This is a genomic window from Alteromonas sp. R7, from assembly GCF_055755235.1.
Genome location: NZ_JBVTQX010000001.1, coordinates 382,038 through 397,157 on the forward strand (window position 1 = coordinate 382,038; position 15,120 = coordinate 397,157).

Below are 15,120 nucleotides of genomic sequence, written 5' to 3' on the forward strand. Positions count from 1 at the left end.
TTCTACCAATGAGCTCAATTTCGGTACGCCGATGAAATGAGCGAAACCAGATGTACAATGTCGTTACGCCAAGTACGTTAATTTGGTTTCACTATGTGTTGGTAGAAATTACGCACCCGACAGCCAGCGATAGATGCAAATGGCCAAGTAGTGTAAAATATGCGAAAGCGCACGTAGCGCTACACTGTAATCCATACCAATTATTGGCTACTCCACTTTTCAGGCCCATTTTCATGATCCACAACGATGTTTTACGTCGCCTTCGTTATGCATTAGCTATCAACGATACCGCCGCCATAAGTATTTTTAAATTAGTGAACTACGACATGGAAATTGATTATTTACATGCTGTGATGAAGCGGGAAGGCGAAGAGGGCTATCTGCCGTGTCGCGATAAGATTATTGCGCTGTTTCTAGATGGATTGATTATTAAAAATCGTGGTCGTCAAGAAGGGCAAATGCCTCAAGAGCTGGGGCCAAAAGAGCGATTAAGTAATAATGAAGTACTGCGCAAAATCCGTATTGCGATGAGTTATAAAGATGACGATATGATAGCGGTGCTTAAATTAGCAGACTTTAGAATGAGTAAAGGTGAGCTGTCGGCGTTTTTTAGAAAGCCAGACCATCGCAACTTTAAACCTGCTGGCGATCAAGTGGTTCGCAATTTGTTGCAAGGTATGGTGAAAAAATATCGACCGGAGTCCACGCGACAAACTTCGCATAAAAAATCAGATAGCTCAAGCACTTCTGGTACTAAGCCAAGCTCATTTAATAAAGGCGCTAGCAAACAAAAAGAAGCGGCTGGCAAAAACACCAATACTAAAGTGTCGCCAGTGAAAAAAAGTGATGCAGGTTCGGTTTGGGGAAAGCTCCCTAAAAAATAAAAGCGCTGTAAAAATAGGCGTTGAATAAAACGCATCTGAGGTAAAGCGCGTAAGAGGATAGACTAAGTGCTGTTGTGAAAAGAAAATTACCCCTCACTTCTATGCACTCGTTTTTAGGCAAAGCAAGATTGCCTTGCCTTAATTATCTATATCGCTAAGGACGACTATTATGAGCCGACATTTCGATAAGGCCGAAGGCCTGTATGAAGAGAAAGATGCCGCGACACAAGGTTTTGTGTTCAACCAAACTATGCTGCGCATTGCCGACCCCAAGCGTTCGCTAGATTTCTATACGCGAGTTATGGGAATGACGCTAATTAAGCGTCTAGATTTTGAAGAAATGAAGTTCAGCCTTTATTTTTTGGCGGCAGGTGATGATTTCTCTGATATTTCTGACGATGTAGACGAACGTACTCAGCAAACTTTTGGTCGCCCGGCCATGTTGGAGCTAACCCACAATTGGGGCGATACACCAGAAACAGTGGATTATCATAACGGAAATACAGAGCCAAAAGGTTTTGGGCATATTGGTTTTCATGTGCCTGATGCTGAAGCTGCATGTGCACGATTTGCATCACTAGACGTTCCTTTTCAGAAAGGGCTTAATGATGGTTCTATGAAAGGGATCGCATTTATCAAAGACCCAGACGGCTATTGGATCGAAATTTTCAACGCGTCTAACGTATCCGCAACTTGCGCGCCCCATTTGAAGAAGTAGGCGAGGCACGCACTACGGTACCATTTGCTAGCTGGGTTTTAAGTAGCAAGTAGTATCAGAAGTCACTGTTTACAAAAAAGGGTAGCTTAACTGAATAAGCTACCCTTTTTTTGTTTAGTGACCTTATGGAACCCTAAATTATAGGGTTTTATTTTCAAGCCAACCCGTTCATTACTTCGCTTCTAACGTTAATTCCACACCGCTAAATTCGGTATGTAAGTCGTGCTGGGTATTAAGCAAGAATAAGCGATTCGCTTCTACCTCAGCTTCATTTGCCAAATAACCTTTCACCGCTTTACTGCGCGCGTCAGCCAGAAGGATTAAGTCACTTTCAGGGATATCAATGTTGTTACGTAGTTTGTTGTATCGGGCAATGCTTAATGCTCGGTTTACACTTTCTTCGTTAATGACTTCCTTATTGTTATCAGCACTCTTTTGGCTCTGTTCATTGTCTGAATTTGCGAGTTCAGGGTAAAGCTGCGCCACCATGTTGTCATATTCTTGATTAAGGTCAGGTGTAAACACCTCAACATAGTAGGATAAAAGCGCATCGGCTAACGGGCCTTCCAGTGGGATATTACTGCCACTTATTGAGTCTCGCTGTACGCTGCCAGGGGTGTTGGAACTTTCATTTTCACCGCCAGCAAGAGAATTTTCGTTAGTACTAGCGTTGCCGGAAGTAGCAGATGCATCAGCATCGCCGCTTCTTGTTAAAAGTGTAGTGTTTAACTGACGTTGGGCTAGGGCACTTGCATCAGACATGGCGTTGACAGTACCTTCGATATTAACCCTAAGTCCTGGACGTTTTTTAAGTGCTTTGGCAAGGGTATTCAGTTTTTCTTGAGCGTCCGCATTTAGCGAATGCTCTCCAAACCCAAACTCAACGTTGTCGAGTTCGTCGTCACTGCCAACCAGGTTCGCAAGTAGCGAAAAGGGTGCAGTAACAGCTTTTGTAATAATATTGCCAATAGCATTGAGGATAATGGAGCCGAAACTGAAGTCCGGACTATCGATATCGCCAGACACATCCAAACCCAAATCGATAACGCCGTTTCTGTCTTCTAATAACGCAATAGCAAGGCCAAGCGGTAGGCTTAATGCCTGATCAGAGTTCGACTTCTTGCCCAACGTTAATTGGTCAATAACAACATGATTTTTACCTTCCAGTGCCTTACCGTTTAGTTTGTATTGCACAGCCAATGACAGCAAGCCTTTGTCAATGTAATAGCCCATGTAGGTGCCTGAGTAAGGGTTAACTGAAGTCAGTTCGGCGCCTTTGACTGAAAAATCTAAATCAAGGTCTATATCATCTTTTAATGGGTGAATAGTGCCTGCTAGTTTGACCGGAGCATAGTTGTCTATCTTTCCGGTGATATCCACATTGGCAGGGGAAGTTGAGCGAGAGTCAATTCCCAATACTTTGCCATTTAAACTTTCTATAGCAGATGCAAATTTGGGCGTTAATGAATGGTCAGCAAAGTACGCTTTGCCGTTTTCTATTGATATGGTGTTAACGGCAATGGCCAATTCGTTGGCTTGTGAAGGCTCAGCTGTAGTGCCCGCAGGCACGTTTGCGTTTGATGCTTTCGACGTGGTTGCGCTGCCAGTTTCGCTGGCACTTTCACTGTTAGCGGACTTGTCTGATGAAGCGACAATCAGCTTACTCACATTGGTCTGTTTAGCTTCATCAATAATAAGTCGTGCAAATGGCGCTTGTAGGTGAATGTTGTCTACGCGTAGCTGGTTCGATGCGTGGTCAAATTCGATGTTGTCTACATTTAAGGACTGCCACTGTAGTAGGGGAGAGCTAGCGTCATCCAGTACGCTTAAATTATTAATGCTAGTACTCGCCTTAACGTTTAGTGAGTCGATATTTTCTTTATCAGCGGCGTTCATAAATGCCCCATCAAACTCAACGTTTAAATTAAATAGCCCTTCTTCAAGGGTCACATTTGCGTGGGGGGAAACGTACTGCTGGAACTGACTTAGCACCAGTTGCTCAATCGCTGCTTTACCCTGCACAGTTTGTTCTGCAATAACTACGCTGCCGCTACTGCTTAGTGCACCTTTGGATGTGTCGCTAAACGTCTGTGGGTCGGCAGAGACATGTAAACTGGTGGTGTATGAAATAGGTTTAGAGAAGTCAGTAGTGACTTTTCCGCTTTTAATATTGAGGTTGCTGATGCGGTAGTAGGTCCCGTCACTTACGCTACGCTCTAAAAGATCAATGCTACCGTCATTAAATGCAAATTGGTGAAGCTCAACATACCACGAGGTCTCATGTGCTAGTTCATTTGCGCTGTCGGTTGCTACGTTGGAAACATCCTCATCTTCTGTTTCACTATTTCCCTTTTGCGCTGCGCTGGGGTTAGCGTTAGCTGATGTAGCATCTGCCGCTGGGCTTTTTGGGGTAAACAGACGCTGTAAATCAAGCCCTGACTTGTCAAATAGACCCGACACTCGAACGTTGTCAAAAGCAACTTCAGCAATGCTAACTTGCTGTTCTAATGCGTTTACGTTTATATCGTGTATGGCAAACGCGGGTATGGCAATGATCTCTTGCGAACTCTTGGCGGTGCCTGTTGTGGCTGGCGAAGAATCAGCGTTAAACACAAGGTTGTTAACACCAAATTCGCCACGCTCTAGAATAAACTGGAAGGCTGTATCTTGTTCAAAAACTTCAGCATGTAAGCTTAAGTTAATCTTGCCGTCTACTAAATCTGCTTCTATCAAATCTTTCGAAAGTGACCAAAGCGGCGTAAGCGCTACATCGTTTATCGTGATGTCTGTCGTAACTTTTAGTGGAGATAATTGAAACTCGCCATCAATGGCGATGTTACCTTTCTCTGCGGTGAGCAAGTTAAATTGATATTGGTTGAACGCTAACTTACCTTTTGATTGATCACTTTCACTTTTATCGCTTTTAGGGTTAGCGTTTTTGTTGCCAACACTACTTGAAGTGATCAAAGCGTGAGTATCCAAATCTTGCAAGTCAACGCTCAGTTCTGGGTAATCAAGCAGGGTGTTGGTCACCTTGTCTTCAATAACCACTCGCCCTTCGTTAAGCGCAAAGTCACGTAACGTAATTCGGGGAATTTGTCCTTCGCTAGCATCTTCAGGCTCGGTGGGGACATTCGTATTGCGCTTTTCTATGTGGGTGAGAATGTCAGAGAAGTTGAAGATTTGTGTGTCTTCACTTTCGCTTAAACGTGCAATTGAAACAAAAGGTTCGTCTATGGTTAGCGATTCAACGGCAGGAGTGAAGGTGAAAAGTGATTGCCAGAATCCAACGTCCAGCGAAACATTGCCTACGCTAAAAAAATGATTTTCTTGGTTCAGGATTACGACGTTATCTTCGCTTTCATTTGAAGAGTGTATATTTGGATAGATAACAAAATTAGTCACTTCTATCTTTAGCAAGAAAGGGTTGATTGCAATATCTTCAACAGCAGCATCTCTTCCAATGTTTTCTTTTACTATGTTGGGTAACTTTGCCTTTAACACCGCAGGCGTAACTACGCCGATAAGAAGCGCGTAAGTAAGGTAGATGAGAACAAGATAAGTGGATAGTCGAAACCATTTGGGCTTCGTAGAAAACCGAGACATTGCATTTTGCATAGGCGATTAGGCTGTGTATTTGAATGTAAAAAGATAAACAGGAGTTGCTATTTCACCAAGCTAAAAGCCCCTGCAAAAAAGTTAAAGCGTATTAATTTGGGTTGTAGAAGAGAATTAATACGCCTTAGACAGGTTACAGAGCGGTTAGCAAATTATCTAGGCCAGATTTAAACAACGCCTGTGTTTCTTCATCTGCATTTACATTTAGATACGAGCTGATTTGAGTGACAAAGCTGGCAATCATATCGGTTGAAAGGCCTAGCGCTTCAAATTGTTGCTTTAAGTCGTTTACCGATTTAAGTGTAGAGCTGTACTCAGAGGCCTTATTGAGTAAGCCTGATAGTGAAGAGCTTGAGCTTGCTGCTGAGTTACCACTAAGAGAGGGAATATCTTCAAGCAGGGCATCAATACCTGGAATGCTGTTTGCCAACTGGGCGTAATCAGCGCCTGAAAGGTTGCCTTGTACATAGTTCATAATTGACGCTATGCCACCTTCTGATTGGTTTTCAGACACGTTAAGGTTACCTGCAACTGAACTCACTAAGCTAGCCAAGTCGATATTAGATGCTGCGCTGGTTGCCATTTCAGTTAGGCTACTGGAAGTTACTGTCGATTCCGCTTTCTTACCGCCTAACAGACCTTTAAGCTGATCAATATTGGCATTAGCACAAGTAGTAAAAAAAGTAAGGGCAAGCACTGTAGGTGCTAAAACGATACGATTCATTATAGATTTCCTTTTTGTACACCAGCAGCGAAAGCCCATCTGGAGTAACATGATTGAAAATAACCGTAGCAATTGCGCTATCGACTATTTAAACCTTCCATAAATTAGAAGTTTTCAGGTGTGTGAATACTCACATTCTAACGTAGTGAGGTCGTAAATTCTCTATAGAAATTGTAAAGGCACTTTACATTTTATAAGAGACTTGGGTGATCGAGTGGTAGTGTGCAGCAGGCAGGAACTAGGTCAATTAGACAAAACACTAAAAGGAGCGATACGCTCCTTTTAGTATTCTGACAATTTTGGGGCTTACTTGCTCTGTTTGGGTGGAACGATTATACGCTCTACATCAGGGGAAGCATTCTTTTCAACACTCGCCGTATCAAGAGAGGCACCAAGTTGATAGTCTAGCTGCACCAGAAGGCCGGTCTGCCTTACACCTTTGCCACCTTGAATACGAGGCTTGTATTCCCATTGTTTCAGGGCAACTTTTGCACTTTTATCAAACACGCCAGCAGGTACCGATTTTACTACTTTTACATTATCTGTAGCGCCCGTTTCAGTAATATCGAAAGAGAGTACAACGAAACCTTCTACATTTTGCTGCGCTGCTTTTTCTGGATAGCTTGGTGGAACGCGTTTAACCGGCGATGCCTGGTTAATCTTAGCGTCAGATATTGTCTCTGCTATTGGCGCATTGGCTAAAGCCGTGTTGATGGTGAGCATGGCGGCAATTGAAAGTACGCCTGCAGCTAGTACCTTATTGTTACGTATAGGTTGCTTTATCGCGTTTAAACGTTTGATCATAGTCCTTTTTTCTCCAAAGGTTGGGTAAAGCCCGCGTGTAAAGTGCAGGGCGTCTGAACCATGCTCTGCACACTGCACGAGTGCTTTTGCATAGGTAAGTTTTTCGTTGTCTGTCTTGTCTTTCAGTACTGCGTGATCACAAGCCAGTTCTTGATTAATTCTGAAGGATTTTAGCGCAAGCCAAATCAGTGGGTTGAACCAAAATACAATAGCGATAATCAGCGCTAACGCGTTCCACAGGTGATCGTAATGTTTGCGATGTACGTTCTCGTGCTCTAATACCAGTGCTTGTTGTTGAATCGAAAATGCACTTTTAAATGAGAAGGGAATAAGCACCTTTGGGAAGATAAAACCAAATAGCATAGGTGTGGTAGCTTTACTGGAATAGTAGGCATTGGTGTGGATAGCGTGGCGCTTTCCTATCGATGCCCATATTTTAAGATGATGCGCTAAGACATAGGCTGTAATTGCGCTTACGCCAATCGCCCATACAGTAAACCAGGTTTCAAACTCAACGGTGTTTAATGTGGGCTTAACGCCAACCACATAGCGAGCAAAGCTATTTGATGGAATGTTAACCAGCGACATTGGAAGGTTGTTGACTATGAGGCAAGCTGGTATCAGCGCCCATAGCTTATAGGTAAGCGAAGCCCCAATTTTATTAGTGAAAAAGTGTTCGCACACCATGAGTAAAACAAGCGCTAGCGACAAAATACCCTGCTGAGCAATAATCCAATCAATCATTGTTTTCTTCCCATTTCTTGATAAGCGCTTTGAGCTCGTCCACATCTTGTTTAGATAACGAGTTTTGATTTGCAAAACCAGCAACCATAGGGGCGATCTTGCCTTTAAACAGTCGACTAACAAAACTCGTGGTTTCTTTCTTTGTATAGTCTTCTTTAGCAATCAGTGGATAATAAAGATACTGGCGCTGCTGCTTTTCAAACCCTAACACTTCTTTTTTTACCAAGCGGCCTAACAAGGTTTTTACGGTTTTTTCGTGCCAGTCTTTTTTGTCATTCAGTCGCGCAATAACCTCGTTCGACGTGGCAGGATGGTCGTCCCACAGTACGTCCAGCACTTCAAATTCAGCGTTTGAAATTTCGGGTTTGTCTGACATTTTACTCATAATTACGACGTCTGTTATTTTGATTACATTTGTAGTCCATGGTTTTAGATTACACTTGTAATTCTAAAGCGCAAGCTTTTTCTGCATATTTTTTAAACGGAGAGATAGTGTGAGATGGAGTACTACGCTTGGCGCTTCTTTGAAAGCGTTACGTTGGGTGTATCAGTATAAAACGGTGAAATTAAGCTCGTTAGCTTCTAAGAACTCGCCGAGTATTCGTGCTTGTTGATTTCCACGTGGCACCATTACATAGCACGGCGGCTTTGGGGTTACTTCTTGTAAGTCGTACCACAGTGTATCCAGCACGTCGCTGCCGTGTCTCAAAAAGGTTTCACCCCAAGACGTCGTATAAAGAATAGATACATTCTCTACCGTGGCTTTTTGGCGTAGGGTGGGGAAGTTCACAATGGCAAAACATGCGGTTATGCGTTCTGGCGCCAACAAGTCATTACGCGGTAGTGACGACACTTTGACAGGAGGAAAATACTTGCACAAATGCTTAAGCAAATCGTTCAAGTCTAGTTCGCTCACTTCACCGTAATTATAATCGAGATAAACCTTACTGTTTGTATCTATTATTTTGCTCGACACAAGCCAGACCATCAGTGCAATGGCGCTAGCCGCTTGAGTAACTTTTTGCGAATCGTCGATAATGCCCGATTTACTCAGTAAATCACCAGCATAGGCTGACCATACTTCATCACCATTTTTGAGCTGACGCATAGCAATGGTAATCTTTTCACAGTAAAGGCTTTCGTCAAAAGCGCGTCGCAAAAACTCAATTTTATCCGGCTTTTTAGCGTAATAGGTACTTAATCGGCGGCCCAGAACGGTCATGTCTTTTTGATCCATCACCTGTTGATGGTGACTAATCTCTTTGGAGATGCGGCGATAACACTTTAATAAAAAGCGGTGAATTCGACGGCTCAGCTGTACACGTTCATTGAATGTCCAATCTTGTTGGTTATCCAAGTGGGCAAGTAGTTTGCGGCTCCACCCCCACTGTTTTGCATACGAGGCCATAATTTTGCGTTTGAAATTCGCTTGCTCACCTTCTACAAGCGGGTGGCTCAATGTACACCCACATTTCAAATATAAACACTGCTGCAATACAGCAATATCTTCCGCCTGACCATTGGCTTTGTAGTGAGCGATGAGTTCGTCAAACATGAGTGCGTAGGGATCGATATCAGCAACATGCCCTGGAGCTTCAGCACCGCGGTGTACATGCTTTTTCAAAAGGTTGCACAGTGGTTGTCCGTGAGAGATATTGGCAAGGTATACTTCAAGCTTTGCCATTTTTAATACGGATTTGAATGGCGAGTCCATGGCTTTGCCTAATTGCCAGATGGCGGCGCCAAAAAGTTCGCTTGCGTCTAGTCGCTCTAGGTGACCCAAGTCCATGAACCAGTCTACGTCTGGTGAGCCGCCTTTTTCCAAACTATTGTAAATAGCCTGATACTGCTTCTCTGTTGTTTTCTCTGGAGTAAGCCACCAAAACGGCGCTTTGCCTGCTACTACTATATTGGTGTTGTAAAACTCAGCTTTTAGAAACAGGGCTTGCGCCGAGCCCGCGCTTTCACCTTCAGCGACGCCAAAATCGTTTTGCTTAACTTTATCTATCTCAGATAAAAAGAAATGCACTTCAATACCAAAGGTGTTATCCGCCCATTTTTCAATGGCTGTTAGCTTTTGTTGAAGTAAAGTCAGCTCAGTAGTCGAAAAACGTTTACCGTCAATACACACCCAAAAATCAAAGTCTGAGTCGTCAGTCTGAGCAATAGTCCCCACGCTACCCATTAAAACCAGTGCATCAACCGCCCGCTGTCTTGGCCAAATTTGCTTAATGTCTGAAAACAAGTGACTCTGTGCAGGAAAACAGCGCTGCAAAGCTTGTTCTACATCAGGTCTAAACGAGTAATTGTTGATACCAAATGGAACGGTTTCACCCGAGGTGAGTGGGGCCACATATCCTGGAAGGGCTTCGTGGTTAACATGTACAAGAAAGGGAAGCACATGAAAAAGCGGCCTGTGCTTTTCAGGCATGAGCGTAAGTGCACGCTCAATACGTGCTTTGTTGTATCGCAATACGCGCAATAACCTAATAGTAAGGTTTTGCTGAACGGAAAGCGGCTGTTGCGCTGCCATTATGTCAATCTGCACTTCATCATGCAGCCAAGCATAGCGTTATTTCGCGTCGACTTCCTCTAATTTCGCACAGAAAAAGTGATTCTTAATTTGTAATATTCGGTACTTATCTGCTCTCGTGTAAGAGGGAGGTAATGAATAGAGACTTATTCACTTTGTAAGATTGCCCTTACTGCTTATCAAATGCATCAATTAGCGCATCAGTTTTACCATCGGAAGAAAAGCCGAACCCGTTTTTATTGAATATCAGCGTATTGTCAGACGTCACTGACGTTCGGGCTTCTTTTAAAAATGACTGGATAGTCGCTTCGTCAGTGCCTTTCTCTTGTAGTGTTGATGCAAATGACGTGGCATCTCCCCATTCTTTGAACTGAGACAGACGAGATGTTTGTTGAATAAGTGACGTAAGGTTGGTGTCCTTTTCTAGGTACTGGTGTAGGCGCAACGTGGTTTTATCAAGCTCTTGCTCGCCCTGACTGCTTTCAATTACCAGCTCGCCTTTACTCACCGTTAGCTTTGTATCGTCTGAAATACCAAGCTTTGCCGCTAAATCACTTAATTCCGAGGCAAGCTTTTGCCGATTAAAATCGAGGTAGTTTGCAATTGTGTTGCCGTTGAGTGAGGCCTCGCCGCTTTCTATTTTTTCAAGATATGCGTCAATTTGATTGCCCTGTAGTTCACCATTAAACGCACTGAACGCATCTCCGAGAGCATTGGCCTGCTTGGATTTTTCTACAACATCTTGAAGTGCGCTTTGGGCATTTGCTGTGTCGCCCAAGTAATTGAATAGTGAAGGTGAAGACGACAAGTGGCTGTATGTGGTATCCATTTCTGACTCTGTGTAGCTCACTTCATAGCGTGAGGCATAAAAGTGAGGGACCTAATATAGGCATTCATACGCAAAATCAGCGCCAAGTTCATCGTTAAGAAGAGTTTTTATGGAGTAGGGGCTCTTGCGAGCCCCTAGCGAAGAAGTCGGTTCTTATTGCTGACCCAGGTGTGAGCTATCTGTTAGACGGATATTGCTCAAGGAGCCTGATGACGAGTTCATCAAGTTTATTTTGAATGCTGATACTGTCTTTCGACTCCAGCTCTACCGCTCCCGACGCGCTGTAAACAAATGTACCGTCTTTAACCATGTCAATTTGAAGCCCTTGTTGAAGCGTGGTTTGCTCTCCAACCGGAATGCTAAAAATGCTGCCCAATGAAATGCCGCCAGAGCGACCGTAACTTCCGGTGCCCAGCCCTAGATTCAAGGTGGTGCCATCCTCTTTAGTGGTGGTGGAAGGTAGGTATCCCACCGCAATATCGGCGTCCTCCTCCGAAGATGGGGTGAGGCCTTTCTCAATGAGCCGCTGGGTAATGGCTGTGGAAAGATGATTGGCCAGCGTCGCGTTGATTGGGTTTAAAGGAGGCTGAATATAGAACGTTTTAATATCGGCAAAGTTTTGTGTTTCATCCATATTTACCTGAGGCTTACTGCTACTGCATGCGGCAACCACGACCATACATGCTGTTAAAAGTAGCACTGTTTTCAAATACTTTGCCTTTTGCATTAAACCAGTTTCACGTTTTTTCATCATACTGCTGTGCATAATTTTCAGTAAAGTTTGTTAGCTCTTAACTTAAACGAGAGCATACCGTGTTTTGGATCTCATAAGTGGTAAAGCTAGTTTCACCACTTGATTTTCGTCAGCCTGCATAGATAAGCCGCTAAAAGGTGTTCCACATTCACAATAAGACCGTATGCTTTATTCCATTCAGTTTTGTTAATGCGCACCGCTTTGTGGTGTGTGCTGACAAGCTAAGCCACTAATTAAAGGTAAAAGGACATGAATACAAAGCGTATAAAACAAGGGGTACTTGCCACGAGTGTCGCCGCACTTTTTTCTGTAAATGCAATCGCGCAACATTCACCAGACGCGAATGTTGAATTAGTGGGCGACATAAAGGGCACGCAAATTACCGGTGTTACGGTAAGTAATGATGGTCGTGTATTTGTGAATGCGCCTAACTGGCGTGACGGCGTTCGCTTTTCCGTAGCTCAGGTTACCGACACCGGAGAATTTGTCGCTTACCCTAATAGCCAAACAAATGAATGTGTGGCACAAAGTGAAGTAAGAAAAGACTGCTTTTTAGCGGTGCAGTCAGTGGTTGCGCACAAGGATAAGCTGTATGTATTGGACACCCGAAATCCTAAGTTTAAAGGTGTAGTGGATGCACCTCGCTTATTTGTTGTTGATTTAGCCTCAAACGAGATAGAAGGGACCTTGATACTTAGCGAAGACGCTTACCATCCTGATTCGTATATTAATGACTTGCGAGTAGACGAAAAAACGAATCGCATTTATATGACCGACTCGGCTCACGCGGGTTTAGTGGTATATAACCTTAATGACAATACCAGCTATCGAATTTTAGATAACCATAAAACCACTAAAGCTGAAGTCGATGCGTTAAGTATTCAGGGCAAACCCTTTACTATGCCTGTTCAGTCTGACGGGATCGCGCTAGATGCGTTAAACGACACACTATATTTTCACGCATTGTCTGGTTATTCGCTGTATGCCATCAACACATCAGACATCGAGAAATCGTCAAACGACGTGTTGGCAGAAAAAGTGCGAAAAGTAGCGACGACAGGCGCACCAGATGGCATGATTTTTCATCAAGGTAATGTTTATTTAGCTGACCTGGAAAAGCATGAAGTACAGTACCTTACGCCAAGTCTAGACCTTCGCACCCTTGTGAAAGGTGATGTGGTGAATTGGGCTGATACCTTTAGTATCTACAACAATGCGCTTTACTATACCAATAGCAAAATACAAGATGCGGGTAGTGATGTTAGCGACATGACATTTGAAGTGTATAAGACAGCGCTACCTGCGCGTTAAAGTTCGAGGAATTAGCGATGAGCATCACAAAAAGGATTGGCAGCGCGTCACTGGGGTTTGCAGCAGCACTCATAGTAGCCGGGCAAGCTTCAGCTAAATCAGATTTTGATTATGGCCCTGTGTTTGACACTTTCGGCAAGCATGCTCATGTTGAGGGCGTAAGTTTTCCTGAAAATCAGACGTTCAAGGTTGCGTTTGACGTAGCCAAAGCGGCAAGCCCTGGTGAGGTAAACCGCAAGTTTGAGTCGCTGGCACGGTTTATCAATATGCACGTAGCCAACGGAGTTAAGCAGGAAAATCTTTCGCTTGCGCTTGTCGTTCACGGCTCTGCCACAGAAGAAGTGCTTAAAACTGCAAACTTCAAAGAGCGTAAGGGCTTACCTAATGGAAACGAAAGGCTACTTGTAGCGTTGATGGAGAAAGGTGTAGACGTAATAGTGTGTGGGCAGTCTGCCGCTGCCCATGGCGTTGAAAAAAATGCGTTGATAGACGGAGTGAAAATGGATTTGTCAGCCATGACAGCCCACGCGCGCCTGGCACAAAAAGGGTATTCGGTTAACCCTTTTTAGGTTGGTTATAATTTGCGAGGAATGGGTTAGCCTATGACATTAGCTTGTTTAACACAAAGAGAGGGAGTTGGAGGATACAAAGAACTCAGGCTTGTTTTGCGTCTAAAAATGCCTTGCTTGTATTAGCACTTAGGCGGCAGAAGTTTACGTTTTGCGAGGACTGAAAATATGATATAGCTACAAATTAGACTATGGATACTTTGATAATCGAATGAAAAAGGGAGTATTTCTAATGAATAAAAGTATCTTGAAAAGCCCATTGTCACTCTTATTGCTCAAGAAAATACTTTTGGTGAGTGGTTGTTTAACTATCATTTTAACTTGCTTTCAGTTGGCTCTGTCCTATGAAGAAAGAAAACAAGAAATGGAACAATTTCTTCGTGATATTGAAAGGGTTCATGGGCAACCTATCTCAAGAGCTGTTTTTGAATTAGACGCAAGTGGTGTTGAACTCATAGCTACAGGTATTCAATCGTATGATTTCATAAGCTACGTTTCTGTTACGGGTCTAGGTAAAAAGCCGACAGATAAGATTGAAGTTGGGCACCCTATTAGAAAAGGCGGCGAACTAGCATTTTTATCACCTGAACTATCAGGTTTTTTTGGTGGTTTCTCTGTAGAACACACGTTCGACCTTAATTATAAATTTGATAATAATGACGCCAAAGTTGGAGAGGTAAAACTAGTAACCTCTGACGCCTTACTCCTTAATGAACTCAAAAACGACGCATTTATAATTCTAGTATCACAAGCATTTAAGACTTTAATTGTCTCGGCTTTCTTACTATCAGTATTCTACAGTTTAATTGTAAGTCGGATCATATCCATACATAAGTGGTTGTTAAATTACTCGCCTGATGAAGAGTTTATGCCTGTAGAGTTTGGGCGCAAGAAATTACTCCATGATGAAATTGAGGAACTTAAAAATGGGGTAAACAGCGTTGGGGAGTCGCTTCGAAAACACAATATCGAGCTTGAATCAATCGTGGAGCAGCGCACAGAAGCCTTAATCACCCGAACTGAAGAGTTGGAAGAGGCCAAGACAGAGCTAGAACATCTCGCATACACCGACAGCCTGACTTCTGTTGCTAATCGTTTAGCATTTTTCAAACAGGCTGAAAGAGAGATTAAGAGGGCGCGGAGGTTATCTTACGATATTGGTATAATGATGCTCGACTTAGATTATTTCAAAAAAATCAACGATACTTATGGGCATGAAGCTGGAGACGAGGTGCTTATTAAGGCAGCAGAGGCTCTTAAAAACTGTCTTAGAGAAAACGATTGCATTGGCAGAATAGGTGGGGAAGAATTTGCCATCATCGTATCTGGCGCAGAAAAGTCGGGTATGCATAACCTTGCTTCCAGACTGAGGAAATCGATTCAAACTCTCAAATTTTCATTTTTAGGGAATGAACAAAATGTAACAATAAGCATAGGTTACACAGTGGTTAATGTTGGTGAATCATTCAAGGTTTCTTTGAAACGCGCAGATAAGCATCTTTATTCGGCTAAAGAAAATGGCAGAAACTGTTTTGTCACTGATAAAAACTACGTCGTTAATATCGCATGAGCACTTCTATCTAACGTACTATGAAGCTCTAACCCTGCAATTCTGGGGTACTTAAAGTCAAA

At 43.2% G+C, this 15,120-nt stretch carries 12 protein-coding genes; 5 read left to right on the forward strand and 7 right to left on the reverse strand.

Annotation, left to right across the window (positions count from 1 at the left end; genetic code table 11):
• Window positions 1–50: 50 nt before the first annotated feature.
• Window positions 51–884, forward strand: coding sequence for a YehS family protein (locus tag AC0J2X_RS01610; RefSeq protein WP_231513097.1), 834 nt, complete (start codon window positions 51–53; stop codon window positions 882–884).
• Between the two features lie 169 nt (window positions 885–1,053).
• Window positions 1,054–1,602, forward strand: a complete 549-nt coding sequence (gloA, locus tag AC0J2X_RS01615; protein WP_014950300.1) for a lactoylglutathione lyase — start codon at window positions 1,054–1,056, stop codon at window positions 1,600–1,602.
• A 171-nt stretch (window positions 1,603–1,773) separates the two neighbouring features.
• Here gloA and AC0J2X_RS01620 read toward each other — a convergent pair whose 3' ends face one another.
• From AC0J2X_RS01620 to AC0J2X_RS01650, 7 genes are all read right to left on the reverse strand, one after another.
• Window positions 1,774–5,208, reverse strand: coding sequence for a DUF748 domain-containing protein (locus AC0J2X_RS01620; RefSeq protein ID WP_472995700.1), 3,435 nt, complete (start codon window positions 5,206–5,208; stop codon window positions 1,774–1,776).
• Between the two features lie 145 nt (window positions 5,209–5,353).
• Entirely contained in the window at window positions 5,354–5,944 is a 591-nt protein-coding gene (locus tag AC0J2X_RS01625) for a DUF2780 domain-containing protein (protein WP_472995701.1), read from the reverse strand.
• Between the two features lie 306 nt (window positions 5,945–6,250).
• Window positions 6,251–7,492, reverse strand: coding sequence for a M56 family metallopeptidase (locus AC0J2X_RS01630; RefSeq protein ID WP_472995702.1), 1,242 nt, complete (start codon window positions 7,490–7,492; stop codon window positions 6,251–6,253).
• On the reverse strand, window positions 7,485–7,877 hold the full coding sequence (locus AC0J2X_RS01635) for a BlaI/MecI/CopY family transcriptional regulator (protein WP_014950296.1): 393 nt from the start codon (window positions 7,875–7,877) through the stop codon (window positions 7,485–7,487). The genes AC0J2X_RS01630 and AC0J2X_RS01635 overlap by 8 nt, the downstream gene beginning before the upstream one ends.
• 162 nt (window positions 7,878–8,039) lie before the next feature.
• Complete coding sequence (locus AC0J2X_RS01640; protein ID WP_014977135.1) at window positions 8,040–10,025, reverse strand: class I adenylate cyclase; 1,986 nt, start codon at window positions 10,023–10,025, stop codon at window positions 8,040–8,042.
• A 169-nt stretch (window positions 10,026–10,194) separates the two neighbouring features.
• A complete protein-coding gene (locus AC0J2X_RS01645) occupies window positions 10,195–10,854 on the reverse strand; it encodes a hypothetical protein (RefSeq protein ID WP_472995703.1) in 660 nt (219 codons plus the stop codon).
• A gap of 175 nt (window positions 10,855–11,029) precedes the next feature.
• Window positions 11,030–11,605: a DUF4136 domain-containing protein gene (locus AC0J2X_RS01650; protein ID WP_472995733.1), complete on the reverse strand. Its 576-nt coding sequence runs from the start codon at window positions 11,603–11,605 to the stop codon at window positions 11,030–11,032.
• A 252-nt stretch (window positions 11,606–11,857) separates the two neighbouring features.
• Here AC0J2X_RS01650 and AC0J2X_RS01655 point away from each other — a divergent pair, with 252 nt between their 5' ends.
• The 3 genes from AC0J2X_RS01655 (at window position 11,858) to AC0J2X_RS01665 (ending at window position 15,058) form a co-directional block, all read left to right on the forward strand.
• Window positions 11,858–12,919 carry an L-dopachrome tautomerase-related protein gene (locus AC0J2X_RS01655; RefSeq protein ID WP_472995704.1) on the forward strand — a complete coding sequence of 354 codons (1,062 nt, stop codon included), beginning with the start codon at window positions 11,858–11,860 and terminating at the stop codon, window positions 12,917–12,919.
• 17 nt (window positions 12,920–12,936) lie between these two features.
• Window positions 12,937–13,488, forward strand: coding sequence for a DsrE family protein (locus tag AC0J2X_RS01660; protein ID WP_014977131.1), 552 nt, complete (start codon window positions 12,937–12,939; stop codon window positions 13,486–13,488).
• A 232-nt stretch (window positions 13,489–13,720) separates the two neighbouring features.
• Window positions 13,721–15,058 carry a GGDEF domain-containing protein gene (locus AC0J2X_RS01665; RefSeq protein WP_472995705.1) on the forward strand — a complete coding sequence of 446 codons (1,338 nt, stop codon included), beginning with the start codon at window positions 13,721–13,723 and terminating at the stop codon, window positions 15,056–15,058.
• Window positions 15,059–15,120 lie beyond the last annotated feature (62 nt).

Coding starts and splice junctions, on each gene's coding strand:
- AC0J2X_RS01610 (WP_231513097.1), top strand. CDS start 51: ATGTACAATGTCGTTACGCCAAGTACGTTAATTTGGTTTCACTATGTG.
- gloA (WP_014950300.1), top strand. CDS start 1,054: ATGAGCCGACATTTCGATAAGGCCGAAGGCCTGTATGAAGAGAAAGAT.
- AC0J2X_RS01620 (WP_472995700.1), bottom strand. CDS start 5,208: ATGTCTCGGTTTTCTACGAAGCCCAAATGGTTTCGACTATCCACTTAT.
- AC0J2X_RS01625 (WP_472995701.1), bottom strand. CDS start 5,944: ATGAATCGTATCGTTTTAGCACCTACAGTGCTTGCCCTTACTTTTTTT.
- AC0J2X_RS01630 (WP_472995702.1), bottom strand. CDS start 7,492: ATGATTGATTGGATTATTGCTCAGCAGGGTATTTTGTCGCTAGCGCTT.
- AC0J2X_RS01635 (WP_014950296.1), bottom strand. CDS start 7,877: ATGAGTAAAATGTCAGACAAACCCGAAATTTCAAACGCTGAATTTGAA.
- AC0J2X_RS01640 (WP_014977135.1), bottom strand. CDS start 10,025: ATGGCAGCGCAACAGCCGCTTTCCGTTCAGCAAAACCTTACTATTAGG.
- AC0J2X_RS01645 (WP_472995703.1), bottom strand. CDS start 10,854: ATGGATACCACATACAGCCACTTGTCGTCTTCACCTTCACTATTCAAT.
- AC0J2X_RS01650 (WP_472995733.1), bottom strand. CDS start 11,605: ATGAAAAAACGTGAAACTGGTTTAATGCAAAAGGCAAAGTATTTGAAA.
- AC0J2X_RS01655 (WP_472995704.1), top strand. CDS start 11,858: ATGAATACAAAGCGTATAAAACAAGGGGTACTTGCCACGAGTGTCGCC.
- AC0J2X_RS01660 (WP_014977131.1), top strand. CDS start 12,937: ATGAGCATCACAAAAAGGATTGGCAGCGCGTCACTGGGGTTTGCAGCA.
- AC0J2X_RS01665 (WP_472995705.1), top strand. CDS start 13,721: ATGAATAAAAGTATCTTGAAAAGCCCATTGTCACTCTTATTGCTCAAG.